Source organism: Nocardia sp. NPDC047648 (assembly GCF_040642815.1).
Lineage (GTDB): Bacteria > Actinomycetota > Actinomycetes > Mycobacteriales > Mycobacteriaceae > Nocardia > Nocardia gamkensis.
The window spans coordinates 76,050-102,681 of the sequence record NZ_JBEYSX010000019.1 but is presented as its reverse complement, the minus strand read 5'-3'; the positions used below and the strand labels follow the sequence as shown (position 1 = coordinate 102,681).

The window sequence follows — 26,632 nt, the reverse complement described above, 5'->3', positions numbered from 1 at the left end:
GTGCGCGGCGCCTGTCGAAGCTGTGCGAAACGCTACCCGATGGCATCGGGATCGCCCACCGCACCCAGGCGAATCTGCCCGCGGGGATGGATATGGTCATCGAAACGCCTGCGCCGCGTCTCGATGTCCACCCCTCGCCAACCCCGGCGGGCAGCTCGATGGTGTCAACACCCGTTCCGGGTGGCTCGGTCGAGCCGAACAGGACAGAATGCCAGAGCGCCACGATCGGCGCAAGATTCGTTCGGGTGGCGAATACGGCGCCGGGACAAGCCGTTCCGTGCCCGGCCGGGCACCGGTGGCGGCACTTGTCGGTGCGCTGCGGTAGAAATCCGGTCAACCGAGCAACGAAGGAAGGCGATGAGCCACCACCGAGCTGGAGCCTCCCGATGACGACGCAGACGGCGCCGTGGACCGAAGACCAGGTCACGGCGCTGGCGCCGGACGCGAATTCATTGTCGGCGGCCCGCAAGCTGGTGAGCCGCTGGCGCGAGTGCGGGCAGCACGGCACGGCGCTGTGGGGGCAGTGCCAGGGCAGCGGCGCCACGCCGTATCAGACGATCGTCGACCTGTCCGGCCCGGCATATCGGTGCTCCTGCCCGAGCCGCAAGTTCCCCTGCAAACACGCGCTGTCGCTGCTGCTGCGCTGGGCCGCGGGCGAGGTCGCCGTCGTTCCCGAGACCGCCGACTACGCGGCGTCCTGGATCGGCGGCCGTGCGGCGCGGGCCTCCGCGACCGCGGACCGGCCGCGCACCGCGAACCCGGCCACCGCCGAACAGCGGCGGGTGCGGGTGACGGCAGGCTTGGAGGAACTCGACGTCTGGCTCGGTGATCAGGTACGCACCGGGCTCGCGCAGGCCGATCGCTCGTATCGCGCCTTCGAGGCCGTGGCTGCCAGAATGGTCGACGCGCAGGCCCCCGGCCTCGCCTCCGCCCTGCGCAGGCTCCCGGTCGCCATCGCCACCAGAACCGACTGGCCCGATGTCGTGCTGCGCGAGTACGCGCGGATGCACCTGCTGATCGCCGCGCACCGGCAGCTCGACTCGGTGGCTCCCGCGCTGCGCGCGAGCATCCGAACCCACGTCGGCTATCCCAGCCCGGCCGAGGCGGTGCGCGCCGAACCTCCGGCCCGCGACCGATGGATGGTGTTCGGATCGCGGATCACCGAGGACGAGCGCCTCTACACCCGGCGGACCTGGCTGTACGGGAGGGAAAGCAGACGCTGGGCGCTGGTGGTCGACCATTCCTTCGGGTCTCCCGGCTTCCCTGCCGACGTTCCCGCGCTCGGTCGGATGGCCGACGCGCAGCTGCATTTCTATCCGGGCGCCGCGCCGCTGCGTGCACTGTGGGGGGAACGGCACAGCGCCGCCGAACCTTTCACCACACTGCCCGCCGCCGACAGTCCCGCTACGATCGCCGCCGCGCTGACCGCGCACGCGTCGGCGCTGGGCGCCGATCCGTGGTTGCGTTCCTGGCCGATGCTGCTGGCCGACGTGGTGCCCACCCGCACCGAACAAGGCTGGTACGTCACCGAATCCGACGGCACGGCGCTGCCGATCCGGCCGGGCGAGCAACCGTGGACACTGCTGGCCGTCTCCGGTGGTCATCCGGTGACCGTGATCGGCGAGTGGAGCGCCGACGGGCTGGAGCCGATCTCGGTGTTCACCGCCGGTGCGGTCGTCGACCTGGTGCGCACCGAGGTCTTCGGATCCGAAGCGTCCCACTCGCCCGCCGGGTCGACCAGCGGGGCGGACCTCACGTCCGTCGCGCTGCTGGGCACCGCACGCCGAGCGCCGGATCTCGCCGCGCTCGCGCCGTCGATCGCGCGCGCGGCGAATCGATTGCCGAGCGATCCCGCGGTGCGGCTCCTCGAAACAGCCGCGCTGCAAGACCTTTTCCTCCGTGGCGGCCTCGAACCGGCCACCGCGGCCGCACCCGAGCCCGCCGCGGACGATCCGCGCCCTCCGTTGCCGCGCGCCGCGGCGGCACGCCTGTCCCGCATGCTGCGGGAGCGCTCGGCATTTCTTCCCGAATGGTTCGACGCGGCGCGGCCGCACGATTACCGGGCGCCGGACGCGCTCTGCGCGCAACTGCTCGAGCACGCGAAGATCAACGCCACCTTGCGCGAGCCGCTGCTCCGGCTCGCGGGCGCCCGCGGCAGCTGGCTGGCGGCCAGGCATCCGGACTGGCGCGACCTGGTCCGGCAGCCGTCCACCGCGTCCGAGCGCTCCGCTGACACCTGGCTGTTCGGCAGGCCGCCCGAGCGCCGCGACTGGCTCGCCGAACTCCGGCGCGACGACGCGGGCGCGGCCAGGGCGGCACTGACCGCGGCGTGGCCGAAGGAAACCGGCCCGCTGAAGGCCGAACTGCTGGCTGTACTCGCCGACCGGCTCGGCCCGGACGACGAGCCCCTGTTGGAAGCGGCACTGGACGACCGGCGCGCGGACGTGCGCCGCACCGCCGCCGGACTGCTCGCCCTGCTGCCGGAATCGGCGTTCACCCAGCGGATGCGCGAGCGGGCGAACGCGTGGATCCGCGCCGAGCACCGGATGCTGCACACGAATGTGCTGCTCACACTGCCGGATACGCTCGACGCCGCCGCACAGCGCGATGGGATCACCGACCGCACGACCGAATTCGCCTACCGCTGGAATGGCGCGCCCGACGTTTCCGCGGCCCGGCTCCGGCAGGTGGTCGCCGCCACCCCGCTCGCGCACTGGGCCGGTGTGCTCGGCACGCCGCAGCAGGCGGTGCGCGCCACGATCGACGACCGGTTCCGGCAGCCGGTCTTCGACGGCTGGGTGGATGCCGCGCTGGCGCAACGCGATTCGGCCTGGGCGCGAGCGCTGTTCGACGCGGGTGTGCCCACGGACCTGGCGATGCTGCGCAGGCGAGAGCTGTTCGCGCTGCTGCCGCTGCCGGATCGGACGGCGCACCTGACGCGGCTGGACGGCTCGTGGCTCTCGGAGATCGAGGCGCTGCTGCCCGCGATGGGCCATCCGTGGCCGGAAGCGCTGGCCCAGCACGTGGTCCTGCTGCTGTTCGAGCGGGCGCGGGCGGCGGCGCGGCGTCCCGAGACGCACGGCGCCGCACCGAACGCGCACCGGTCGCTGCTCGCCGCGGCCGCGGTGCACCTTCCCGTCGCCGCCGCGGGCACACTGACCGCGGTGGCCCGCCGATGCGACGATCCCGCCTGGGAGCGGGCCTTCGACCAGCTCGCCCATGACCTCAACCACCGCTCGATGATGCTCGAGGAGCTGCAGTGACCACCACCGACCCGGCGCCGGATCTGCTGCGCCCCCACGCCGAACAGGCATACGCCGACGAGCTGCGCGCCCTCGCCGCCGCCGACGACCGGCCCCGCCCGCCGTCCTGGCGACTGTCGCCCTGGGCGGTGGTCACCTACCTGCTCGGCGGCTCCCTCGCCGACGGCACGGTGATCACCCCCAAGTACGTCGGCCCGCGCAGGCTCATGGAAGTGGCGGTCGCGACGCTGGCCACCGACCGTGCGCTGTTGCTGCTCGGTGTGCCGGGCACCGCCAAGACCTGGGTGTCGGAACATCTCTCCGCCGCCATCAGCGGTGCGTCGACGCTGCTGGTGCAGGGCACCTCGGGCACGGCCGAGGAGGCCATTCGCTACGGCTGGAACTACGCGCGGCTGCTCGCGGAGGGGCCGAGCGAGGCGGCGCTGGTGCCGTCGCCGGTGCTCACGGCCATGCGGGCGGGCTCCATCGCCCGGCTCGAGGAACTCACCCGCATCCCGTCGGACGTGCAGGACGCGCTGATCACCATCCTGTCCGAGAAGACCCTGCCGGTACCCGAACTCGGCATGGAGGTGCAGGCCGCCAAGGGTTTCAACGTCATCGCCACCGCCAACGACCGCGACCGCGGGGTGAACGAGTTGTCCTCCGCGCTGCGCCGCCGGTTCAACACGGTGGTGCTGCCGCTGCCCGCGAGCGAGGACGAGGAGGTCGCCATCGTCAGCAGGCGGGTCGAGCAGCTCGGCGCCGCACTGGAACTGCCCACCGTGCCCGCGGCGGCCGAAGAGGTGCGGCGGGTGGTGCGGGTCTTCCGCGAGTTGCGCTCCGGCAGCACCGCCGACGGCCGGACCAAGCTCAAGTCGCCGTCCGGAACGCTGTCCACGGCCGAGGCGATCTCGGTGATCACCAACGGGATCGCGCTCTCGGCACACTTCGGCGACGGCGTGCTGCGCGCCTCCGACATCGCGGGCGCGGTGCTCGGCTCGGTGATCAAGGATCCGGTGGCCGATGCGGTGGTGTGGACCGAGTACTTGGAGGCCGTGGTCCGCGAGCGCCCCGACTGGGCGGATTTCTACCGCGCCTGCCGTGAGGTCAGCGGGTGACCTCCGGCACCGAAACCGCCACGACGACCAGGGTTTTCGGCATCCGCCACCATGGTCCGGGGTCGGCGCGCTCGCTGCGGCTGGCCTTGGCGGCCTTCCGGCCCGACATGATTCTCATCGAGGGCCCCGCGGACGCCGATCCGCTGGTGGGCCTCGTCGCCGCCGAAGGGATGTCCCCGCCGGTCGCGCTGCTGGCCTACGTCCCCGACGCACCCGCCAAGGCCGCGTTCTGGCCCTACGCGGTGTTCTCCCCCGAATGGCAGGCGCTGCGCTACGCGGTGGACAACGACGTGCCCGTGCGGTTCTGCGATCTGCCCGCCACCGTCACGCTCGCGACGGAGGACGAGCCCGGCGACCGGTTCGATCCGCTGGCCGCGCTCGCCGAGGCGGGCGGCTACGACGATGCCGAACGCTGGTGGGACGCCGTCGTCGAGACCGTCCCGGACGCCGACGCGTTCGAGGCGATCACCGAGGCGATGGGCGCGCTGCGCGAATCCGTCGAGCGCACGGGTGGCCAGGGCGACATGCTGCCGGAAACCGGTCCACCGGACGCGGACGAGAACCCGTCGAACCGCGAGGACGTCGAAACCGTCCACACCCCGCCGACGGTCGAACTCACCGGGGAGCTCGCGAACGATTCGGGGCCGGAGCCCGATTCGGTCGCGGAAGCGGTTGCCGAAGCGCCGGCGCGCGAAACACCGTCCGAGCCACTCGTGGTCGACGCCCACACGCTGCGGCGCGAGGCCTATATGCGCCAGACGATGCGCAAGGCGCTCAAGGATGGAGCGAGGCGGCTTGCGGTGGTGTGCGGTGCGTGGCACGCGCCCGCGCTCACCGGCGCGCTCGGTCCCGCCGCGCCGGACGCCCGGTTGCTCAAAGGTCTGCCGAAGACCAAAGCCCGGCTCACCTGGGTGCCGTGGACGCATTCGCGGCTGTCCACGTCCTCCGGCTACGGCGCGGGGGTCACCTCCCCCGGCTGGTACCACCATCTGTTCACCGCGACCGAGCGGCCGATCGCGCGCTGGCTGACCAAGGTGGCCGGTGTGCTGCGCGCCCACGATCTGCCCGTCTCCAGCGCGCACGTCATCGAAGCCGTCCGGCTCGCCGACGCCCTGGCCGCGTTGCGCGCCCGCCCGCTCGCCGGTCTGTCGGAGGTCACCGAGGCCACGCGGTCGGTGCTGTGCGGCGGAGACGAGACGATGCTGCGGTTGGTGATCGGTGAACTCGTCGTCGGCGAGGCGCTCGGCGCCGTTCCGGAGCAGACGCCGACCGTGCCGCTGGACGCAGACCTGCGCGCCACCATCCGGTCGCTGCGGATGAAGCAGGAGCCCTCGATCCGCACCGTCGACCTGGATCTGCGCAAGGAACGCGAGGTCGAGCGGTCGCGTCTGTTGCACCGGCTGCGGGTCCTGGACATCGAGTGGGGCACGCTCACCACCAGCGAGGTCCGCAGCACCGGCACCTTCCGGGAGACCTGGACGCTGCAATGGCTCCCCGAGTACGCGATCTCGATCATCGAGGCCTCCCGCTGGGGCACCACCATCCGCGGCGCGGCGGAGTCGAAGATCCTCGACACCGCGAGCCGCGCCGACCGCTCGGTCGGCGAACTGACCGCCGCGCTGGAAGTCGCGCTGCTGGCCGATCTGGGCGGCGCCACGGACGGGTTGATCGCCCGGCTGGAATCCACCGCGGCGCTCGACCATGACGTCACCCACCTGCTGGCCGCGCTGCCCGGCCTGATCCGGACACTGCGTTACGGCGACGTGCGCGGCACCGACACCAAGGCGCTGGCCCATGTCGCCGACGGGCTGCTGGTGCGTATCTGCGCGGGCCTGTCGGCGGCGGTGACCGGATTGGACACCGACGCCGCCACCGAGTTGCGCGGTCTCCTCGACGCGGCGCACACCGCCATCCACACCAGGGACGACGACTGGGCCAGCGGCGAGTGGCTGGCCGCGCTGCGCCGCGTCGCCGACCGCGACGACGTGCACGGCGCGCTGGTGGGGCGTGCCGTCCGTTTGCTCGCCGACGCCGGCCGCATCGACGACGCCGAAGCCGCGCGCAGACTCTCCGCCGCGCTGTCGGTGGGCGCCACCGCCGCGGCCAAGGCGGCGTGGATCGACGGGTTTCTCGGCGGTCGCGGCCTGTTGCTGGTGCACGACCGGGAACTGTTGCGGCTCATCGACGACTGGCTGCGCGGCCTCGGCGACGACACCTTCGTCGAAACCCTGCCGCTGCTGCGCCGCACCTTCGGCGCGTTCGAATCGGGTGAGCGCCGCGCGATCGGGCAGGCGGTCCGCGACGGCGGATCCGGCGCCGCCGCGTCGGCCGTCGCGGGCGTCGACGTCGACCGGGCAACAGCCGCGGTGCGCACCGCGGCGGAGATCTTGGGGGTGACGGTATGAGAGGTCAGGACCGGAGGGGGCGGCGCAGCCCAACCACCGACTACCTCCGGCCCTGGCGGGAAGGACAGAGCATAAGTGATCAGGTAGCGCGGCGAGACGGCCGCGGGGTGCTCACTCAGATCGGGGAGGACAGGGCATGACCGGCGAAGCACAGTCTCGGCGATGGCGGTTGGTGCTCGGCGCGGCCGCGGAGGAAGGACTGGGCGGGCTGGGCTCCGGCACGGACGCGGCCATGGATCGGGCGCTGTCAGCGCTGTACAACACCGATGACGAGACCTCGCCCGGCAAGCGCACCGGCGGTTTGCAGGGCTCGGCCCCGCGGGTGGCCCGCTGGCTCGGCGACATTCGCAGCTACTTCCCCGCCTCCGTCGTCGAGGTGATGCAGCGCGACTCCGTGGAACGGCTCGACCTCACCCAGTTGCTGCTGGAGCCGGAACTGCTCGAGGCGGTGGAGCCGGACGTGCACCTGGTCGGCACCCTGCTGAGCCTGAACCGGGTGATGCCCGAGACCACCAAGGCGACCGCGCGCATGGTGGTGGAGAAAGTGGTGCGCGAGATCGAGCAGCGCGTCGCGGCCCAGACCGTCGCCGCGGTCTCCGGTGCGCTGAACCGCGCTGCCCGCGTCACCCGGCCGAGATTGCGGGACATCGACTGGGATCGCACGATTCGCAAGAACCTCGCCACCTACCTGCCCGAGCACCGCACCGTGGTCCCCGAACGCCTGGTCGGTTACGGCCGCAAGGCCCAGGCGGTGCGGCGCGATGTGGTGCTGGCCATCGATCAGTCCGGTTCGATGGCCGCCAGCGTCGTGTACGCGTCGGTGTTCGGCGCGGTGCTCGCCTCGATGCGGTCGCTGCGCACCTCGATGGTGGTCTTCGACACCGAGATCGTCGATCTGACCGACAAACTCGACGACCCGGTGGAGGTGCTGTTCGGCACGCAACTGGGCGGCGGCACCGACATCAACCGGGCTCTGGCCTACTGTCAGTCCCTGGTAACCCGCCCGGCCGAGACATTGTTCGTCCTGATCTCCGACCTCTACGAGGGGGGCATCCGCGACGAGATGCTGCGCCGCGTCCGCTCGATGCAGGAGTCCGGCGTGCAGGTCGTCGTGCTGCTCGCGCTGTCCGACGACGGCGCGCCCGCGTTCGATCACGACAATGCCGCGGCGCTCGCCGCGTTGGGCGTCCCGGCGTTCGCGTGCACGCCCGACAAATTCCCGGAGCTACTGGCGCTGGCTCTCGATCGCGGCGACGTCCAGTCCTGGGCGCACGCCAACGCCGCCCACCACTGAATCGGCCCCACACCGCGACGACGGTCAGGGAAACGGAGGGCGCGCGAGCCGCGGCCGGAACGCGTCAGCCCGGGTAACCCCCGGGGAATCCCCCCAGCAGAGAGAACACCTGGATCGCAAGCCAGGACAGCAGATTCGGGATCGTCATCGGCTCCATGGCAACTCCTTGTCCGGGCAGGGCGAACAGGACAGCCCTGCGATCGTACGCGCCGCAGCGAGCTTTTCCGGGCAGCGCCGCCGGGCGTGTGCGCAACCACTACGAGCGGTTCGAAACGGGTTCCTTCGAGACAGGACCCATCACACCCCAAGCGGTGGCCGCCGCGGGAACCACGAAGGGATGCAGGGCCGCGGACACCGCCAGCAACGCGACAGCGATCATGGTGTCCAGCCAGTAGTGGTTGGCGGTGCCCACCACCACGATCGTGGTCAGCACCGGATGGGCCAGCGCGAGCCAGCGCCACGACGTGCGAGTCGCGGCGACCACCGCCACCCCGAGCAGCAGCGCCCAGCCGACGTGCAGCGAAGGCATGGCCGCGAACTGATTGGACAGTCCGCCGGAATCGGCGTCGCCGTAGACGGATTGGCCGTACCGCGCGGCCAGATCGATGAAGCCCTGATCGGGCAGCATGCGCGGCGGCGCGAGCGGGACCAGTATGTGCACCACGAGCGCGGCGCCGGTCAGCGCCACCATGAGGTTCCTGGTCCAGCGATAGTGTCCCGGGCGAAACACCCACAGCCACAGCAGGACCCCGACGGCTACGGTGAAATGCGCAGTGGCGTAGTAGAAGTTGGCCGGAACGGCGAGGAACTCGCGGTCCAGGAACAGCGCCTGAATCGTGCGCTCGTCCGGCAGGCCGAGCCGTCTTTCGAAGCCGAGCAGGCCGTGCGCGTTGACCATGGCGCGCCCGGTGTCGTCGGCGGTGATCAGCCGTCCCGCGCGATAGCCGAGGTAGAGCACCGTGATGAGGACGAGCTGCCCGACCGCCTCGCCGCCGCGACCGCGAACAGCCGCCCGCACCCGTTCGACGACTCCGCCCGGCGCGAACTCCAGTCCGGCGCCGAAGTCCACAGCGACCATCGCGCGGCCTCCTTCCCCGTTGAATCAGGCCGTTTACCAAGAATTAAGTGGAGTGGTAACCTCCGTTTAAACTAACACTAGGAAACCGACAACTTCAGCAAGATGTGACGGGACAGACACCGGCACGCCGAGGAACGAGTTCGCTTGCGACACAAGTGAACTCGCGATTCGTGCCGCCCGCTCGGAGGGCATCGGTACGACAACGCGATGTTCATCGCCCGCTTCGCCGACGACCGAGTCACCGAGCGATCCGGGAGGGCGTGGACGGCTTCGCGCGGATGCGACAACTCGGCGGTGAACCGCCCCCCGCGTCGGCGACCCGCCGCGCGAACGCCACCGCCTTGTTCCCCCGTTTCGGCGCAACGCCGGCGAACGCACCCGAGTCGCCGTGGTTCACCCGAATGCGTTGCGAGGTGCGAACCCGCCTGTTCCGGGTCGGCAACCGCCGCGTGCGGCGCACGGTGGACGTGCGCCGCACGGGCTTTCAGAGGTCGGCGATGGCCGCCAGCGGCGGCGTGCGCGCGGCCCGCACCCCCGGCCAGAGGGCGGCCAGCACCCCGACGACCGCCGAACTGATCAGAACCAGCACCAGCTGACTCCACGGTACGGCGATCTGGTCGAGGCCGAACTCACGCAGCGTGCGCAGGAAACCGACGCCGAGCCCGAGGCCGAGCAGCATGCCGACGATCGCGCCGAACACCGCGATCAGCATGGACTCCAGGTAGATCGTCCGGCGCACCTGGGCGCGCTGCATACCGACCGCGCGCAGCATGCCGATCTCCCTGCGCCGCTCCACCACCGACAGCGCGAGCGTGTTGACGATGCCGAGGATCGCGATCACCACCGCCAAGGCGAGCAGGCCGTACAGGATGGCCAGCAGGGTGTTGATCTGCTTGCCCTGCGCGCCTTTGAACTCCTCGCGGTCCTGCACCTGTACCACCACGAACTGCTCGGTGGCCTTCTCCAGGTCGGCACGCATCTGGGTGAGGTTCGCGCCCGGCTGCGCCTTGATCAGCACCAGGAAGTTGGTCCGGAAGTTGAGCGGGACGACCTCGTCGTAGACCGTCTGCGACACCACCATCGGACCGAGCAGCGGGTTCTTCTTGTACACCCCGGTCACGGTGAGCGGTACCTTCTTGCCGTCGACACTGGTCGGGGTCACCTGGTCGCCGACCTTCCATCCCCGGTCACCGGCCTCGTCCTCCGACACCAGGACGTCCCTCGCGCCCAGAGTGTCACTGCCGCGCACGATCTCGTAGTTCAGCACGCCGGCCAGCGGACCGTCCGGCGAGGTGGCGAACACCTGCTCGCCGCCGAGCTTGAAGCCCGCGCCCCGCATCCCCACCGCTTGCTCCACGCCCGGCACCTCGGTGCGCACGGCGTCGGCCGCGCCGAACGGCACGCCGAGCAATTGCGGTCCCGCCAGCACGTAGTCGGCTCGCACGCCCTTGTCGACCAGCACGCCGACGCTGGCCTTCGCCGAGGCGCCCAGCATGCCGATCGCCGAGACGAGCATCAGTCCCAGGGTGAGCGCGAACGCCGTGGCGGCGGTGCGGCGAGGATTGCGCGCCGCGTTGTTGCGCGCCATGCGGCCGATCGGCCCGAACGGACGCACCAGCGCTCCGAGCCCGCCGACCAGCGGACGCGACAGCGCGGGCGCGGCGAGCAGCACGGCGAAGATCAGCCCGAGCGCGCCGACACCGACCGTGGCGGCCGCCGTGCCACCGGTGCGCTGCGCACCGAGCACGACGAACCCGGCGCCGAGCACGGCGAGCACCGCGCCGCAGATCGTGCGCAGGCGCAGCGACTCCCCCGCCGACGCGAACTCTTCGCGCATGGCCTGCACCGGCGGAATCCGCGATGCCCGGCGGGCGGGGGCGTAGGCGCTCACCATCGTCACGGCGAGACCGACCAGCAGCCCCACCGCGATGGTGCGCGGCCGCACCGCCATCGATCCGGTCGGCAACCCGAGGTCGAAAGCGTTGAGCACCGCCGACAATCCGAACGCCAGCCCGACGCCGCCGGCCAGACCGATCGCACTGCCGATCAATCCGATGACGAACGCCTCCGCCACCACCGACGTGCCGACCTGCTGCCTGCTCGCGCCGACGGCGCGCAGCAGCGCCAGCTCCCGCAGTCGCTGCGCGACGATCATGGAGAACGTGTTGTAGATGATGAACGTGCCCACGATCAGCGCGATCGCGCCGAAGGCGAGCAGGAAGTAGTTGATGAAGTTCAGCGCGTTGGAGATTTCCTTCTTCAGATCCGCACGCACCTGCTCGCCGTTCTGCACCTTGTAGCCGGTCAGCTCTTTCGCGAGATTGTCGCGCAGTTCGTCCCCGGGGATGCCGGTGGCCGCGAGGTCGACGTAGGCGACGTGCAGTCCGTCGGTGAACAGCTTGCGCGCCTGCGTGTCGTCGAACAGCACCCCGATGAAACCGCCGGTATCGGACGGGACTTCGTAGACACCGGTGAGCGTTACCTCGATGGGATCGGGCTGGGATGGGATGAGGATCTTGGTCCGATCACCGATCTTCAGCCCGGCCCGCTCGGCGCCGCCGGTGTTGAGCGCGACCTCGCCGGGGCGAGCGGGCGGGACGCCCTGCAAAAACTTCTCCGGCTCCGCGACGGCCTTCTCCGGCGGCAGGTACGACTTGCCGAACGTAGGAGCACCGCCCGTCTGCACCGCCTTCTTGCCCGTCGGATCGAGCAGCACCACCGGTCCGTTCACGCTGGGCGCGACCGTGCGGACGCCGGGGTACTTCACCAGCTCGTCCACCACGTTGTTCGGAACGCCCTGCGCTTGGCGCTCCTTCGGGCTCACCCGGACGTCGACGCCCTTCGCCTCGTTGGCGAAGATCCCGTCGAAGGTGCTCTGCAACGTATCGGTGAACACGAACGAACCCGCGATGAACGCGGTGCCGAGCACCACCGACAACAGGGTCAGCGCGAGACGCACCTTGTGCGCGGCGAGATTGCGCAGCGCGACTTTGCGCATCGGACTACCGGCCATCACGCCCGCCCCCGATTCTCCCGTGAACGCCCGCTCACGCCTGCTCCAGCGCTTTCATCCGGTCGAGCACGGTGTCGGCGGTCGGATCGCGCATCTCGTCGACGATGCGTCCGTCGGCCAGGAACACCACCCGGTCGGCGAATCCGGCGGCATGCGGTTCGTGGGTGACGATGACCACCGTCTGCCCGAACTCGTCCACCGCGGCGCGCAGAATCGACAGCACCTCCTCCGAGGCGCGGGAGTCCAGGTTGCCGGTGGGCTCGTCGCCGAAGATGATCTCCGGCTTGCCCGCGAGCGCACGGGCGCAGGCCACCCGCTGCTGCTGTCCGCCGGACAGCTCGCTGGGACGGTGGGTGAGCCGATCGTTCAGCCCCAGCCGCCGCAGCACGGTGTCGAGCCACTCCTCGTCGGGCTTGCGCCCCGCGATGTCCAGCGGCAACGTGATGTTCTCCAGCGCCGTCAGCGTCGGCACCAGGTTGAACGCCTGGAAGACGAAGCCGATCCGGTCCCGGCGCAGGCGCGTCATCTGCTTGTCGGACAGACTGGTCAGGTCGGTGTCGCCGATGCGGACGGTGCCCGAACTGGCGCTGTCCAGCCCCGCCAGGCAGTGCATGAGGGTCGACTTGCCCGATCCGGACGGGCCCATGATCGCGGTGAACTCTCCCTTCGCGAACTCGGCCGACACTCCGTCCAATGCCCTGACCTGGGTGTCACCAGATCCGTAGACCTTGGTCAGTTCGATAGCGTGGGCCGCGACATCGGTCGATGCCGCCAGGTCGGCGATGTCGGCGCCCAAGGCTTGGGAAGTCATGCCGTCCAGTCTTACCGCCTTCGCGGCCCCACGCCATCAGGGAAGACCCTGTGTTGGTTTTCCTACTCCGACTTTCCGCCGACCACCCACGCGAAGGCCGAGGCTTTCGAGCGGGCGCCTTCGAGGGCGCGTGAGCGGTTGGGTTCGCCGAGTTCGGCCAGTAGCTCCTCCGACATGTCCACCAGAGCGGCCAGCGTGGCAGGAGTGAACCAGTCCGGTCTGGTGGCGAACAGGATGTCCTCGGATGCGGTGTTGCCGCTCGCGCCGGGGGCGAAGGGGCAGCCGCCGAGTCCACCGAGTGCGCCGTCGACCATGTCCGCGCCGGCCGCGACGGCGGCGAGGGTGTTGGCCACGCCCATTCCCCAGGTGTCGTGACCGTGGAAGACCACGCGGCGCGGCGGCGTCCGGTCCCGGACCGCGGCGACCAGCGCGGCGACCTCGCCGGGATGGGCTTGACCGAGCGTGTCGGCCAGGACGATGTCGTCCGCGCCCTCGGTGCGCGGGTCGCGGGCGATGGCCAGCACCCGCTCCGGGTCGACCGGGCCGTCGAACGGGCAGGTGAAGGCCGTCGCCAAGCAGAGCTGGATCGACCCGCCCGCCTCGCGGGCCAGGCGCACCGCGTCCGGCATGGCGGCGACGCTGTCGGCGGTGTGGCGCCCGATGTTCGCCCGGTTGTGCGCGTCGGAGACCGAGAAGCAGTACTGAAAATTACACACGCCCGCCGCGGCGGCCTTCTCGACATGCCGCGGCGTCGCCACCCATACCCAGCAGCGGCGCAGCTCCTCCGGCGTCAACGCGGCGACCAGTTCCATGGTGTTCGCCATCGGCGCGACCAGATCCGGGCGCGCCATCGAGCCGATCTCCAGCGCGGGCACCCCGAGCGCGAGCAGGCGGCGCACGATGTCCACCTTGCGCTGCACGGGCAGCAGTTTGCCGGTCAGTTGCAGTCCGTCGCGCAACGTGACGTCGCGCAGCACCGGCGCGGTCATCGCTGCTCCCGTGCCCGGTGGTGACCGCACATCACGCCGCCCCAGGGCTTCTCGCCCGCCCCGGTCGGATTCGGCTGGACGGCGGGCCTGCTGGTGCCCGGCGAGAGCAGCTCCCGCGCGCCGCGGCCCTTCGGACGCCTCCGGTCGTGCGACCGCGTGCTCATCGCGCCTCCAACGCGTCGATCTCGGCCTCGCTCAGGCCGAGCAGACCGGACAGCACCTCCCGGGTGTGCTCACCCAGGTCGGGGCCGACGGTCCGGATGGGCAGGGACTGATCGCCGATCACCGGGACGATGCCGGGAAAGCCGACGACCTTCGGCTCCGGCGCGCCGACATCCACGGCGAACGGCTGGATCATGTTGCGGGCCCGATACTGCTCGTCGGCCACGATGTCGGCCGCGGTGTAGATCGGGCCGCACGGGATCGCGGCGGCGTCGAGCAGCTTCAGCGCCTCGGCGCGGGTGTGCCGGACCGTCCACTCGCCGATCGCCGCGTCCAGCCGCTCGCGGTGGCGCCAACGGCCCGCGTTGTCCTGGAGTTCCGGGTCCGCGGCCAGATCGGGCCGATCGATGACCGCCATGTAGCGCTGGAAGATGGCGTCGCCGTTGCCGCCGATGATGACGCTGGTGCCGTCCGCGCACGGATAGGCGTTGCTCGGCGCGATGCCCTCCATCCGGCCGCCGACGCGTTCACGCTGGATGCCGTAGGCGAGATAGTCCGGCACCAGCGACTCCATCACCGACAGGATCGCCTCGTTGAGCGCCACATCGATCACCCGCTCCCGCAGCGGGACCGGCGTGGCCGGCTCCGCCCGGCGCTCGCGCTGGAACAGCGCCATCACGGTGCCGAACGCGGCGTAGATGCCCGCGATCGAGTCGCCGATCGAGACGCCGGTGCGTACAGGGGGACGGTCCGGATCGCCCACCAGTTCACGCAGCCCGCCGACCGCCTCGGCCACCGCCGCGAACCCGGGACGCTCCGACAGCGGCCCGGTCTGCCCGTAGGCGGAGATCCTGGTGATCACCAGGTCCGGATTCGCCTCGTTCAGCACCTCGGGGCCGAGGCCCCACTTCTCCAGCATGCCGGGCCGGAAGTTCTCCAGCAGCACGTCGCAACGGCGGACCAGATCGAGCACGATCCCGCGCCCCGCCTCGGTGCGCAGGTCCAGCGTGATCGACTTCTTGTTGCGGTTGATCGTCCGGTAGAGCATCGAGGTGTCGCCGCCGTAGAGCCGCCAGTTGCGCAGCTCGTCGCCCGCTTTCGGGCGTTCCACCTTGATCACCTCGGCGCCGAAGTCACCGAGGATGCGCCCGGCGGTCGGCGCGGCTATGTAATTGCCGAGTTCCAGGACGCGCACCCCGTCCAGCGGCCGAATACTCATGGCAACCAGTCTGGACCATGAGGTGCCGAGTTGGTTTTGCGGCGCCGCGTGTTCGCGCCCCGGAGAAGTCCGGCGACAGCGGAACCTGCCCGCACCGGAACCCGAAGACACCGCATGGCCCCTCAACAGCCGGAAGATCCGGCAACCATGCGGGGTCCTCGCTCAGGACGCGAGCAGCCGCGTGTCCTCGATGATCGAGTAGTGCTCCGCGTTGCCCGAGATGGTGGTGCTCGTCGAGCCGTCGACGCCGACCGGGACGTCGCCGGCCAGGGTGATGCGGGTCAGCTTGCGCGGCTGGTCGTCGTAGTCGTCGATGGCGTAGTGCTGGGTGGCGCGGTTGTCCCAGATGGCGACGTCACCCGGCGCCCAGTTCCAGCGGGCGGTGTTCTCCAGCCGGGTCACCCGGTCCTGGAACAGCCGGAACAGCGCATGCGATTCCGTGCTGGACAGCCCGACGAAGTGCTTGACGAAGTGGCCGAGCAGCAGCGCCCGCTCCCCGGTCTCGGGGTGCACGCGCACCACCGGGTGCTCGGTCTCGTAGTAGGTGGACTCGAACTCCGCCCGGTAGGCGGCCGTGTTGGGACGCGGCGTCTCCTCGACGCGGGCGTAGTCGTAGACGTTGGTGTGCACGGCGCGCAGGGATTCGGCGAGCCGCTTGAGCGGCTCCGGCAGCGACTCGTAGGCCGCGACGGTGGAGGCCCAGGTGGTGGCGCCGCCGTAGGAGGGCAGCTGCACCGCGCGCAGGATGGACGCCTTCGGGATGCGGTCGACGAAGGTGACGTCGGTGTGCCAGCTGTTGGCGCGACCGTGCTCGGAATCGATCGCCAGGCTCTTCACACCGTGCGAGGTGACCGTCGGATGCGGCGTGGTGGGTGAGCCGAGCAGCTCGGCGAACTCGTACTGCGCGTCCTCGGTGAGGTGATCCTGCCCGCGGAAGAAGATCACCTTGTGCTCCAGCAGCGCGCGACGGACGACCTCGACGGTGACCGGATCCAGATCGCCGCCGAGCCGGACGTTGTCGATGCGCGCGCCGATACGGGCGCCGAGCTTGGTCACCACGGCGGTGGATGGGGTGGCGGGTGCGACCGTCATGAGATCACCTTCGCTGTCGAGATCGGTTACTGCTCCCTAGAGCACATCACCGAGACCACCTCGCTGACCAGGGTTTTCGTCGCGCTGATCGCAAACTAGACGCAGTGCTCGCGCAGGTACGCCAGGTCCTGCGCGAGGCCGTCACCCGGGGTTTCCAAGACCACCGGCGCGCCTGCCGTCCGGCACACCTCGGCGAGCAGTTGCGGGTCGATCGTGCCGTCGGCGAAGTTGGCGTGGCGGTCGGCGCCGGAGTCGAACTCGTCGCGCGAGGAGTTCAGGTGCACCAGGTCGATCCGCTCGGTGATCGCCTTGATCCGGTCGACGACGCCGATCAGGTCCTCACCGCCCGCCCAGGCGTGGCAGGTGTCCAGGCAGAAGCCCGCGCCGTAGTCGCCGACCGCGTCCCACAACCGGGCGATGGAATCGAAATGCCTGGCCATGGCGTGATTGCCGCCCGCGGTGTTCTCGATCAGGATCGGCACCGCGAATCCGCCCTTGTCCTGCTGGCGCTCGAACAGTTTGCGCCAGTTGTCGATCCCGGTCTCCAGCTCGGCGTCGGAACGCACGTGCCCGCCGTGCACCACCAGGCCGAACGCGCCGAGTTCGGCGGCCGCCTTCGCCTGCTGCGCCACCGCGTTGCGGGACGGCATGCGCAACCGGTTGTTCAGGCTCGCGACGTTGATCTGATAGGAGGAGTGCACCACCACCTCGATCGGGCTGGCGAGAATCTCCTCGGTCCGCGGATGCGGGGTGGGTTTGTCCCAGCTCTGCGGATCGACCACGAACATCTGGATGACGTCGGCGCCGAGTTCCTCCCCGAAGCCGATCGGGTCGCTGTCGAGCCGGACGTGTGCTCCAATGCGCATGCGGGCCACCATACTGGCAGCTACCGACGACAATCGAAGTTGCGCCGCGACTGTTGCGTCCCCATGGCTCGCCGAGATACATGGGTAGTGTTCGCGCGCTCGACTCGAGAAGGGGGTGTAGCGGTGTTGCAGACCGGCGATGTCTTCGCGGGCTACGTCATCAAACGCGTCCTCGGCCGGGGCGGCATGGGCACCGTGTACCTGGCCCAGCATCCTCGGCTGCCCCGCCTGACGGCTCTGAAGCTGCTCGAACGGGAGCTCTACGCCGACACCGGCATCCGCCGCCGCTTCGAGCGCGAGGCCGATCTGGTCGCGGGCCTGGACCACCCGAACATCGTCACGGTGTTCGATCGCGGCGCCGAGCATCAGCAGCTGTGGATCTCCATGCAGTACGTGCCCGGCGCGGACGCCTCCTGCGCGGACGTCGACGTGCTCGCGCCCGGCCGCGCGGTGCAGATCGTCGCCGATACCGCCGCGGCACTGGATTTCGCCCATGCCAACCAGGTACTGCACCGCGATGTGAAACCGGCCAACATCCTGCTGGCGAAGGCGCCGATCGGGCAGCCGGAGCGGGTGCTGCTCACCGATTTCGGGATCGCGGGCATCCGTGGCTCGGAGTCCACGATCGGCTCGTCGGGCACGATCACCGCGACACTCGCCTTCGGCGCTCCGGAACAGCTGATCGGACAGCCGCTGGACGATCGCGCCGATCAGTACTCGCTGGCCTGCACATTGTTCTGGATGCTCACCGGCGCGCCGCCGTATCCCGGCGCCAACCCGGCGGCCGTGGTGAACAACCATCTGTACGCACCCATCCCGGTACCGAGCCGCGTGCGCCCCGCATTGCCGCCCGCGCTGGATCCGGTGCTGGCTCGCGCGATGGCCAAGCGGCCCGCGGACCGATTCGCCAGTTGCGCCGAGTTCGCCGCAGCGGCGAAACATGCTCTCGGCGGCCACCCCGCCGGGCACTGGACGGCGCCGCCGCACGCCATCCACGGCAACGGGCGCGCGACCGAGCCGACGCACCGCACTGCCGCGCCGCCGCCGCAGCAGCGGCCGAGGCAGCCGGAAACCGCTCGGCCGCTGCCGAGTTTCCTGCCGCCGCGCCGTCCCGTTCATCCGGGCCTGATCGAGTTGCCGAACTTGCCCATGCGCCCGGGATCCGCGGTGCGACAGCACCAGCAACCTCCGGACCCCCGGCCACCGCCGGGCGGTCCGGCGCACGCCGATCGCCCGAACGTCGCCATGCTCGACGAGCGATAGGCGGCGCGCGACTACTGCTATGGTTTCGATGTTTTCCGTGGTCGGGCCCATTCCGGCCACGCATTCTTATGCTGTACGCCTGTTCGCCGGTGGGTCCCGGCGGGCGGCGGGAAGTGGAGCAGTCATGCTGGCCAGCGGTGACGTTTTCGCCGGCTATGTCATCGAGCGGCAACTCGGCCGTGGTGGCATGGGCTCGGTCTATCTGGCGAAACATCCGCGGCTGCCGCGGATGACCGCGCTGAAACTGCTGAATCGGGAGATGTGCTTCGACAAGGAGGTGCGGGCGCGGTTCGAACGGGAGGCGGATCTGGTCGCCCAGCTCGATCACCCGAACATCGTCACGGTCTACGACCGCGGGCTCGACGACGAGCAGCTGTGGATTTCGATGCAGTACGTCGACGGTATCGACGCCGCGTCGGTGGAACCGAAGTCGCTACCGCCCGAACGCGCGGTGCAGATCATCAAGGAGACCGCCGACGCGCTGGACTACGCGCACGGCAACGGGGTGCTGCACCGTGACGTGAAACCCGCCAACATCCTGCTGGCCCGCTCCACCGCCGGTCGCGGTGAGCGGGTGTACCTCACCGACTTCGGCATCGCGCGGCTGCGTGACGACACCGGTCATCTCACCCAGACCGGCACCTTCACCGCGACGCTGGCCTACGCCTCCCCCGAGCAGCTCACCGGCGCCTCGCTCGACCACCGCTCCGACCAGTACTCGCTGGCCTGCTCGCTGTTCTGGTTGTTCACCGGCACCGGCCCGTTCTCCGCGACGAACCCCGCCGCGGTCATCCAGGGACATCTGCAGGGAGCGCCGCCCGCGCTGAGCGGCGTCCGGGCGGGATTGCCTTTCGCGCTGGACGGCGTCCTGGCCAGGGCAATGGCCAAGCGGCCCGACGACCGGTACGGCAGCTGCGCGGAATTCGCCGCGGCCGCCAAACAGGCGCTGACCGGTTCGAGCGCGCCGTCGATGCCGGTGGTGGGCGGTCCGCGTCCGGTCACCGGGCCGCCGCACCCGACCGCGGGGCCGCGCCCGACGACCGGGCCGCAGATCCCCACGACCGGCTCGCCGTATCCGGTGGCGCAGGGTCACTACGTCAGCGGTCCCGGTCACCAGGCGCACACTCCCCAGACCAGCGGACCGAACGCGCTCGCCGCCTCGGCCGTACCAGCGACTCCGCCGCCCGCGCCGGTGGTGAACTCGCGGCCGCAGACCGGCCCCGCGCCGCAGCCGACGGCCTCCAACCCTTACAGCCAGCAGCAATCCGGGTTCTCCGGCTTCGCCGCCCCACCGGCACCCCCGCACGGCGCGCACCTGCACCCGTCGGCCCCGCCGCCGCAGCCGAAGAAGAACACCGGGCTGATCGTCGGTCTCGCGGTGGGCGTGGTCGTGCTGATCCTGGTGGTGCTCGGCATCATCGGCGCCGTCTCCGATTCGGGCTCGAACAACGCGGGCACCACGACCACGTCGGCGGTGAAGCCGAACCTCGTCGACGCGACACCGGAGTCGATCAGCGCGGAATTCCCGCGGATGGTGCCCGCCTCCCAGACCGAGGATGTCGGATACAACGGCGCGGAGTGCTGGCTCGCCTCACCGAGCTCGCCCCCCTCGCCGTCCAAGGGCGACCCGGACTTCGGCGACTGGGCCGCGCAGTGGCGCTGCTTCAAGGGCGGCAACAACGATGATCCGTACTACCGCATCTACGTCTACAAGACCCCGGCCGATGTCCAGGCGGTGCTGAAGACGCTGCCCTCGTCCGCCACCAAGTCCAGCGACACCAACGGCGGGAAGACCTACACCAATTACAAGTACGTCGACGAGGGCGCCAAGATGGTCACCGCGTTCACCGGCGACCCGGATCGGACCCAGTTCCTGATGTACACCGACGGCTTCGCCCACACCACCATCGACGAAGCGCTGCGCTGGTGGCGCTCGGCGCCGCTGAACTGACCGATGCTGCACACCGGCGAGGTCTTCGCGGGGTACACCATCGAACGCCTGCTCGGCCGCGGCGGGATGGGATCGGTGTACCTCGCCCGGCATCCGCGGCTGCCCCGGTTGACGGCGATGAAGCTGTTGAACCCGGAGCTGTTCGACGACAAGGAGATCCGCGCCCGCTTCGAGCGGGAGGCGGACCTCGTCGCGCGGCTCGACCACCCGAACATCGTCACGGTGTTCGACCGGGGCGTCGAGGGCGATCGGCTGTGGATCAGCATGCGCTATATCGACGGCACCGACGCCGCCGCGCTGGACGCGTGGACGCTGCCGCCGCAGCGGGCGGTGCAGATCATCGCCGAGACGGCTACGGCGCTGGACTTCGCGCACAGCCGCGGCGTGCTGCACCGTGACGTGAAACCGGCGAACATCCTGCTGGAGCGGGTGGAAGGCGGGCAGGAGCGCGTCTTCCTCTCCGACTTCGGCATCGCCCGATTCCGGGACGACACCGGACGGCTCACCCAGACCGGAACCTTCACCGCCACCCTCGCCTACGCCGCCCCGGAGCAGCTGTCCGGTGCGCCGCTGGATCACCGCGCCGATCAGTATTCGCTGGCCTGCACGCTGTTCCGCCTGCTGACCGGCACGGTGCCGTTCGACGCCACCAATCCGGTCGCGGTGATCCATGGCCATCTCAGCGCACCGCCACCGCAGGTCAGCAGGCTGCGGCCCGGCTTGCCGCCGGCACTGGACGGCGTGCTGGCCAAGGCGATGGCCAAGCACGCGGCCGACCGCTTCGACTCGTGCACGGAGTTCGCCGCCGCCGCGTGGCAGGCGCTGACCGCGCCCGCGGCACCGTGGCCACCACCGCCCCCGCCGAATTCGTCTCCGCCACGGGCCGACGCGGCCGTCCCGCAGCGACCGGCGCGCGCCTACCTCGGCCCGCCGCGACGTTCCCGTTGGCGCGCCTCGGTGGGCGGCTGGATCGGCCTGCTGTTGGTGGTCGCCCTGTTCGGCGGCGCCGTCGCGATGGCCCTCAGCAGCCCTGATTCCTCCGGTACCGCCGCACCGACGACGACCTCCCGCCCGTGGAACACCGCGTCCCCGGCGCCATCGGTCACCGGCCGTCCGGCCACGACCGTCGCGGCAACCACGGACCGTGCCACGATCGGTGCTCGCGCGGCCGAGTTGAGCGCGGCGTTCCCGGACATGCTGCCGGAGACCTCCGCCCAGCGCCTGGTGCACTCCGGAACCGGATACAACAAGGCGGGCTGTTTCGCCCACACACCGGATGCCCCGGCGCCCGGCGACCCGGAAGACCCCGACTTCGGTGCCTGGCTGGTGATGTGGAGCTGCTTCGGCGGGCCGAACAAGGCGTCCTTCGACTTCTACCTCTACGGCTCGCCCGCCGACGCGCAGGCGGTGCTCGCCGCGTTACCCGCCAACGACCACGCGACCGCCACCACCGACAGCGGCCGCAGTTACCCGAACTACACCCTGCGCGGCAGCCGCGACCTGCGCCCGCGCATGGTCACCGCGTTCCCTTCGGATCCCGGCCGGGCAGCCATGCTGATGTACAGCGCCGGATTCATCGCCACCGAAGCCGAGTTCATGGATTGGTGGAAATCCGCGCCACTGAATTGAGTTTCCCCCTAGGGGGAGACGCGGCTGGCGTTACTCGAAGACGTAGTGCGCGAACTCGTGGGTCGGGTGGAAGCCGATCGTCCGGTAGATCCGGTTGGCCGTGGCGTTGGCGATGTCGGCGAACAGGCACACGTCCAGGCTCTCGGCGCGCAGCAGTTGGGCGACATGCGCGGTCAGCGCGCTGGCGTAACCGTGCCCGCGCGCGTCCGGCGGGGTGTAGACCGGCCCGATCCGCGACCAGCCTTGGATCGGAACGTGGTGCGCGGCCAGAGCGACCGGCTTCCCATCGCGTTCCCACAGCCACCACCGGCCCGAGTCCACCCGGCGCCGGATCGCGGCCTCGTCCAACCCGGACGCCATTCCGGATTCCTCGCGCATGGCCCTCAGCCAGTCCCCGCACAGCGCGACATCGGATTCCACGGCGCGGCGCGGCGCTCCGGCCACGTCCGGGATCCGCAGCGCGCCGAGCCGGTAGAGCCGGGTGAGGTAGGACTGGTGGAAAGCTTTCCCCAGCAGGGCGCCCCAGTGCTGAGCGAAAGCGGTCGCGTCGGCGACGACGCCCTCCACACCCGCGCTCTCGGGGACGACGTCGGCCAGCGCGCGAGCCACCGCGGGAATCCCCTCGGGCGGTAGCTCGCCGAGATACACGTCGCGACCGGCTACGCGCATGGCGGCACCGACCACCGAGGCGTCCTCGCCACGGACGGAAAGAAATCGCGATACCTCCGCCGGGGCGTCGATGCCCATGACGTGGTTGGCGACGGTCGTGGTGAGCACCGTGTGCCGCAACGGATCGCGGAGCAGGAACGACCCCGCGACCGAGCGGAACTCGGCGGCGTCGGTGGTGATCTCGATCCTCATGGAAATCACGGTAGGCGCCTGAAGTGTTGCGCGCCTTGCTTTCTCGCGGCCGATCCGAGACCGGCGACCGGGCGACCGGCCGGTTCGCCTCAGTCGGCTTCGCCGCCACCCTCGCGCAGTTTGAGCAGAACCAGTCCCGCGGTGCACGCGAGAATGAGTCCGGCGACTGTGATTTCGACGTGCAGTCCGGCGATGCCGAGCACCGCCCCGACGAGTCCGCCGATGAAGATCAACCAGGCGAGCGTCCGCGACACAATCGTGGACAGCGTGCGCCCCTGCTGGTTCGACGCGGGATGCTGTGCCGTTGCCGACACCACATCCTCGGCGGCGCGGGATGAACCACGCCGCGACGCTGTCGAGTAAGCTCCCATCATCAACTCCTCGATGACGCCGGTAAGAGAACCACTATCACGTTCTCACACAACGTGTCTCTCATCCTGAAACCGGCGTCTCACGCGTAACTTTGCTCACACACGCTACGACTCCGGGACGCCGGAAGATAGCGACACGTGCCCACGACACGCCGAAGAGACCAATTCGATATCTGAATTAGTACCGTTTTATATGCGCCGACCGGCGTATGCCCAGCGACCTCTCGCCTCGCCTGGCCGACGGGCCTCGATTAAGGTGAGTCCACTCGATACACACGAGGAGTGTCACCGTTGGAAAGCAGCAGGGCCAAGATCGCCGGTCCGGCGATCGCCGCGGGAGCGGTTTCCATCGGACTCGTCCTGATCGGCGCCTGTGGCGTCGGTAGACAGGACACCTACGTGCCGCCCCCGCCGCTGAAAGCGGGCGAGTACGCCGAGCCGGTGGTCCACGAAAGCACTACCGGCGGCTCGACGACCCCGAGGGTCGTCATCCCGCCATCCCCCACCTGGCGGATCGCGCCTGCCGATCAGAAGCGCCCGACCCCGTTCGCGGGCTTCGTCAGCAGCACCACCGCCGAGCCGTCCGCACGCAATCCGCACGAGGACACCTCGCAGGCGGCAGCACCGGCCGAGGAACCGAGGACGAGCACCGCGCGGACGCCCACGAACGAATCGACCGGCGAGGCGCCCACGCAACTGCGGACCACGCCGGGCGACGACGAGTGAGAGGCGGTGGTGCGCAAGCACGCACCACCGCGGCACTCCTTACAGTTCCGGCTGCTCGTAGTCGCCGACCCGCGAGCTGAGCACGCGCAGGTGCTCCAGTCCGCTGCCGAGCGTGCGCTCGATCGCGGTCAGCCGGGCCACGTAGTGGCTCACCGGGTACTCCGCGGTGACGCCGATGCCACCGTGCATCTGGATCGCCTCCTGCCCGATGTGCCGGGCCGCGCGGCCGACCTGTAGCCGCGCGCGCGAGGCGATCACCGGATCGTCGGCCCCGTCGGCCAGCGACGCCGTGGCGTACAGGCTCATGCTGCGCGCCAGCTCCAGCGAGACGTACATATCGGCCGCCCGCTGCGTGAGCGTCTGGAACTTCGACAGCGTGACGCCGAACTGCTTGCGCTGCTTGAGGTACTCGGCGGTCAGCCGCAACGCCTCCTCCATCGCGCCGACCGACTCCGCGCACAGGCTCGCCTGCGCGTGCGTCAGCACCGACGCGATCGCCTCGGCCGCGTCCGCCCCGCCGAGCCGCTCGGCGGGCGCGTCGGTCAGCTCGAGCTGTGCCCCGCGCTGGCCGTCCACTGTGCGGTAGGACTTGCGGACTACACCGGACGCGTCGGGCGCGACCAGGAACAGCCCCACACCGCCCTCGGGCAGCGCGGCGCTGACCACCAGCTCGTCGGCGCTGTCGCCGTGCGGGACGGGGTTCTTCACGCCGGTCAGCGTGTACGAATCACCCTGCGCCGCGGCGGTGGTCGCCAGTTCGCTCGACGACCAGCGCACACCGGGCTCGGTGTGGGCGAAGGCCAGCAGCTTCGTGCCCGAAGCGACCTCGGGCAGGATCCGCTGACGCTGTTCGGCGCTGCCCACCGCGGCGACCAGCCCGCCGGGCACCAGCACCGCGTCCAGGATCGGTTCGGGGGCGAGCCTGCGGCCCACCTCCTCGAGCACCACCATCGTCTCCACGGGACCGGCGCCGACGCCACCGTCCTCCTCGGCGAAACTCAGGCCGAGCACGCCCAGTTCGGCGAACTGACGCCACACGTCGCGGCTCCAGCCGAGTTCGGAGTCGACGACCTTCAGCCGGGACTCCGCGTCGTAGTTGCGGGCGAGCAGGTCACGGACCGTGTCGCGGAGCATGACCTGTTCATCGGTCAGATCGAAATCCATGGTGTCGCCTCACAATCCGAGGATCGTGGAGGCGATGATGGTGCGCTGCACCTCGCTGGAGCCTCCGTAGATGGTTGTCTTGCGGTAGTTCAGGTAGGCGGGGCCGCTGCGCTGCGCCCACCCGGGCGAGGCGATGTCGTCCGCGCCCACCGGGATGGCGTCCGGTCCCGCGATGTCCAGCAGCAGCTCGGTGGCGGCCTGCTGGAGTTCCGAACCGCGCAGCTTCAGCACCGACGAGGCCGGATTCGGCTTGCCGTCCGAGGAGTTGGAGACCACCCGCAGCTGGGTGAGTTCGAGCGCGAGCAGCTCGTTCTCCAATTCGGCGATCCGCGCCGCGAACACCGGGTCCTCCAGCAGCGTGCCGTTGCCCGACTTGGTCTTCGCCGCGTACTGCTTCGCCACGCCGATCTTGACCTTGGTGCGGCCGACACCGGTGATGCCGGTGCGCTCGTTACCGAGCAGGAACTTGGCGTAGGTCCAGCCCTTGTTCTCCTCGCCGACCAGCTGATCGGCGGGCACCCGGACGTTCTCGAAGAAAACTTCGTTCACTTCGTACCCGCCGTCGATCAGCTTGATCGGGCGGATGGTGACACCGGGCGACTTCACGTCGAACAGCAGGAAGGAAATGCCCGCCTGCTTCTTCGCCGCGCTGGGGTCGGTGCGCACCAGGCAGAAGATCCAGTCCGCGTACTGGGCCAGCGTGGTCCAGATCTTCTGGCCGTTGACGATGTAGGAATCACCGTCGCGGACCGCGGTGGTGCGCAGCGAAGCCAGGTCGGAGCCCGCGTCCGGCTCGGAGAAGCCCTGGCACCACCAGATGTCCAGCGCCGCGGTGGGCGGCAGGAAACGCTCCTTCAGCTCCTGCGAGCCGAAGTGGGCGATCACCGGACCGACCATCTGCGCGTTGAACGTCAGCGGCTCCGGCACCGAGGCCAGCTGCATCTCGTCCTGCCAGATATGGCGCTGCATCGGCGTCCAGTCCTTGCCGCCCCAGGCCACGGGCCAGTTCGGCACCGCGAGGCCGTGGTCGTTGAGGATCTTGTGCGCGGTGACGATGTCGTCGCGGGACAGCTCACGGCCGTCCCGGACGCGCTCGCGGATGTCGGCCGGGATCTCGGTCCGATAGAACTTGCGCAGTTCGTCGCGGAAGGCGACGTCGTCGGGGGACAAGGATAGTTTCATACGCATCTCCCTGCGTGTCTCGTACGTCCGAGTCAAACGTACCCCCCGGTAATCCTCCGTTGTCGAGTGGATCACAGGAGCGGGCCGCCGGGGCCGGTCACCAGGCCGGATTCCCCGCCGCTCCCCGGGACGGCGATAGCGGCGAGCTGGTACGTTGCTGCACGTGGGTCGGGGTCCCACAGGCTTCGGTATCGAG

At 70.2% G+C, this 26,632-nt stretch carries 20 protein-coding genes; 8 read left to right on the top strand and 12 right to left on the bottom strand.

Features of this window, described 5'->3' with window-relative positions; all coding sequences use genetic code 11:
• Positions 1-386 precede the first annotated feature (386 nt).
• From ABZ803_RS30890 to ABZ803_RS30875, 4 genes are all read left to right on the top strand, one after another.
• Positions 387-3,263, top strand: a complete 2,877-nt coding sequence (locus ABZ803_RS30890) for an SWIM zinc finger family protein (RefSeq protein WP_357044728.1) — start codon at positions 387-389, stop codon at positions 3,261-3,263.
• A complete protein-coding gene (locus ABZ803_RS30885; RefSeq protein WP_357044726.1) occupies positions 3,260-4,360 on the top strand; it encodes an AAA family ATPase in 1,101 nt (366 codons plus the stop codon). Before ABZ803_RS30890 ends, ABZ803_RS30885 begins: the two co-directional genes overlap by 4 nt.
• Positions 4,357-6,765: a DUF5682 family protein gene (locus tag ABZ803_RS30880; RefSeq protein WP_357044724.1), complete on the top strand. Its 2,409-nt coding sequence runs from the start codon at positions 4,357-4,359 to the stop codon at positions 6,763-6,765. The genes ABZ803_RS30885 and ABZ803_RS30880 overlap by 4 nt, the downstream gene beginning before the upstream one ends.
• Before the next feature lie 136 nt (positions 6,766-6,901).
• On the top strand, positions 6,902-8,059 hold the full coding sequence (locus ABZ803_RS30875; RefSeq protein ID WP_357044722.1) for a VWA domain-containing protein: 1,158 nt from the start codon (positions 6,902-6,904) through the stop codon (positions 8,057-8,059).
• Positions 8,060-8,315: 256 nt separating this feature from the next.
• Here ABZ803_RS30875 and ABZ803_RS30870 read toward each other — a convergent pair whose 3' ends face one another.
• The 8 genes from ABZ803_RS30870 to ABZ803_RS30835 form a co-directional block, all read right to left on the bottom strand.
• Entirely contained in the window at positions 8,316-9,137 is an 822-nt protein-coding gene (locus tag ABZ803_RS30870; RefSeq protein WP_357044720.1) for a phosphatase PAP2 family protein, read from the bottom strand.
• 484 nt (positions 9,138-9,621) lie between these two features.
• Positions 9,622-12,150 carry an FtsX-like permease family protein gene (locus ABZ803_RS30865; RefSeq protein WP_357044718.1) on the bottom strand — a complete coding sequence of 843 codons (2,529 nt, stop codon included), beginning with the start codon at positions 12,148-12,150 and terminating at the stop codon, positions 9,622-9,624.
• Positions 12,151-12,184: 34 nt separating this feature from the next.
• Complete coding sequence (locus ABZ803_RS30860; protein ID WP_357044716.1) at positions 12,185-12,961, bottom strand: ABC transporter ATP-binding protein; 777 nt, start codon at positions 12,959-12,961, stop codon at positions 12,185-12,187.
• 62 nt (positions 12,962-13,023) lie between these two features.
• On the bottom strand, positions 13,024-13,950 hold the full coding sequence (locus ABZ803_RS30855) for a hydroxymethylglutaryl-CoA lyase (RefSeq protein WP_357044714.1): 927 nt from the start codon (positions 13,948-13,950) through the stop codon (positions 13,024-13,026).
• Positions 13,947-14,114, bottom strand: coding sequence for a hypothetical protein (locus tag ABZ803_RS30850; protein WP_357044712.1), 168 nt, complete (start codon positions 14,112-14,114; stop codon positions 13,947-13,949). Before ABZ803_RS30850 ends, ABZ803_RS30855 begins: the two co-directional genes overlap by 4 nt.
• Entirely contained in the window at positions 14,111-15,331 is a 1,221-nt protein-coding gene (locus tag ABZ803_RS30845) for a CaiB/BaiF CoA-transferase family protein (protein ID WP_357044710.1), read from the bottom strand. Before ABZ803_RS30845 ends, ABZ803_RS30850 begins: the two co-directional genes overlap by 4 nt.
• A gap of 162 nt (positions 15,332-15,493) precedes the next feature.
• Entirely contained in the window at positions 15,494-16,423 is a 930-nt protein-coding gene (locus ABZ803_RS30840) for a TauD/TfdA family dioxygenase (protein WP_357044708.1), read from the bottom strand.
• Positions 16,424-16,518: 95 nt separating this feature from the next.
• Positions 16,519-17,289 carry a deoxyribonuclease IV gene (locus ABZ803_RS30835; protein WP_357044706.1) on the bottom strand — a complete coding sequence of 257 codons (771 nt, stop codon included), beginning with the start codon at positions 17,287-17,289 and terminating at the stop codon, positions 16,519-16,521.
• Positions 17,290-17,412: 123 nt separating this feature from the next.
• On the opposite strand from ABZ803_RS30835, the gene ABZ803_RS30830 reads away from it, so the two are divergent.
• The 3 genes from ABZ803_RS30830 (at position 17,413) to ABZ803_RS30820 (ending at position 22,132) form a co-directional block, all read left to right on the top strand.
• The gene (locus ABZ803_RS30830; protein ID WP_357044704.1) at positions 17,413-18,552 is read left to right on the top strand and encodes a serine/threonine-protein kinase; all 1,140 of its coding nucleotides are present in this window, start codon (positions 17,413-17,415) and stop codon (positions 18,550-18,552) included.
• Between the two features lie 124 nt (positions 18,553-18,676).
• Positions 18,677-20,503 carry a protein kinase gene (locus ABZ803_RS30825; protein WP_357044702.1) on the top strand — a complete coding sequence of 609 codons (1,827 nt, stop codon included), beginning with the start codon at positions 18,677-18,679 and terminating at the stop codon, positions 20,501-20,503.
• A 3-nt stretch (positions 20,504-20,506) separates the two neighbouring features.
• Positions 20,507-22,132, top strand: a complete 1,626-nt coding sequence (locus ABZ803_RS30820) for a serine/threonine-protein kinase (RefSeq protein ID WP_357044700.1) — start codon at positions 20,507-20,509, stop codon at positions 22,130-22,132.
• Positions 22,133-22,162: 30 nt separating this feature from the next.
• Here the strand turns inward: ABZ803_RS30820 and ABZ803_RS30815 are convergent, their stop codons facing one another.
• Positions 22,163-22,993: a GNAT family N-acetyltransferase gene (locus ABZ803_RS30815; protein ID WP_357044698.1), complete on the bottom strand. Its 831-nt coding sequence runs from the start codon at positions 22,991-22,993 to the stop codon at positions 22,163-22,165.
• 89 nt (positions 22,994-23,082) lie between these two features.
• A complete protein-coding gene (locus ABZ803_RS30810) occupies positions 23,083-23,364 on the bottom strand; it encodes a hypothetical protein (protein WP_040869308.1) in 282 nt (93 codons plus the stop codon).
• A gap of 291 nt (positions 23,365-23,655) precedes the next feature.
• Between ABZ803_RS30810 and ABZ803_RS30805 the strand changes: the two genes are divergently transcribed.
• Entirely contained in the window at positions 23,656-24,090 is a 435-nt protein-coding gene (locus ABZ803_RS30805; protein WP_357044696.1) for a hypothetical protein, read from the top strand.
• 39 nt (positions 24,091-24,129) lie between these two features.
• On the opposite strand, the gene ABZ803_RS30800 is transcribed toward ABZ803_RS30805, so the two are convergent.
• Positions 24,130-25,254: an acyl-CoA dehydrogenase family protein gene (locus ABZ803_RS30800; RefSeq protein WP_357044694.1), complete on the bottom strand. Its 1,125-nt coding sequence runs from the start codon at positions 25,252-25,254 to the stop codon at positions 24,130-24,132.
• Positions 25,255-25,263: 9 nt separating this feature from the next.
• Entirely contained in the window at positions 25,264-26,436 is a 1,173-nt protein-coding gene (locus tag ABZ803_RS30795) for an acyl-CoA dehydrogenase family protein (RefSeq protein ID WP_357044692.1), read from the bottom strand.
• Positions 26,437-26,632: the final 196 nt, after the last annotated feature.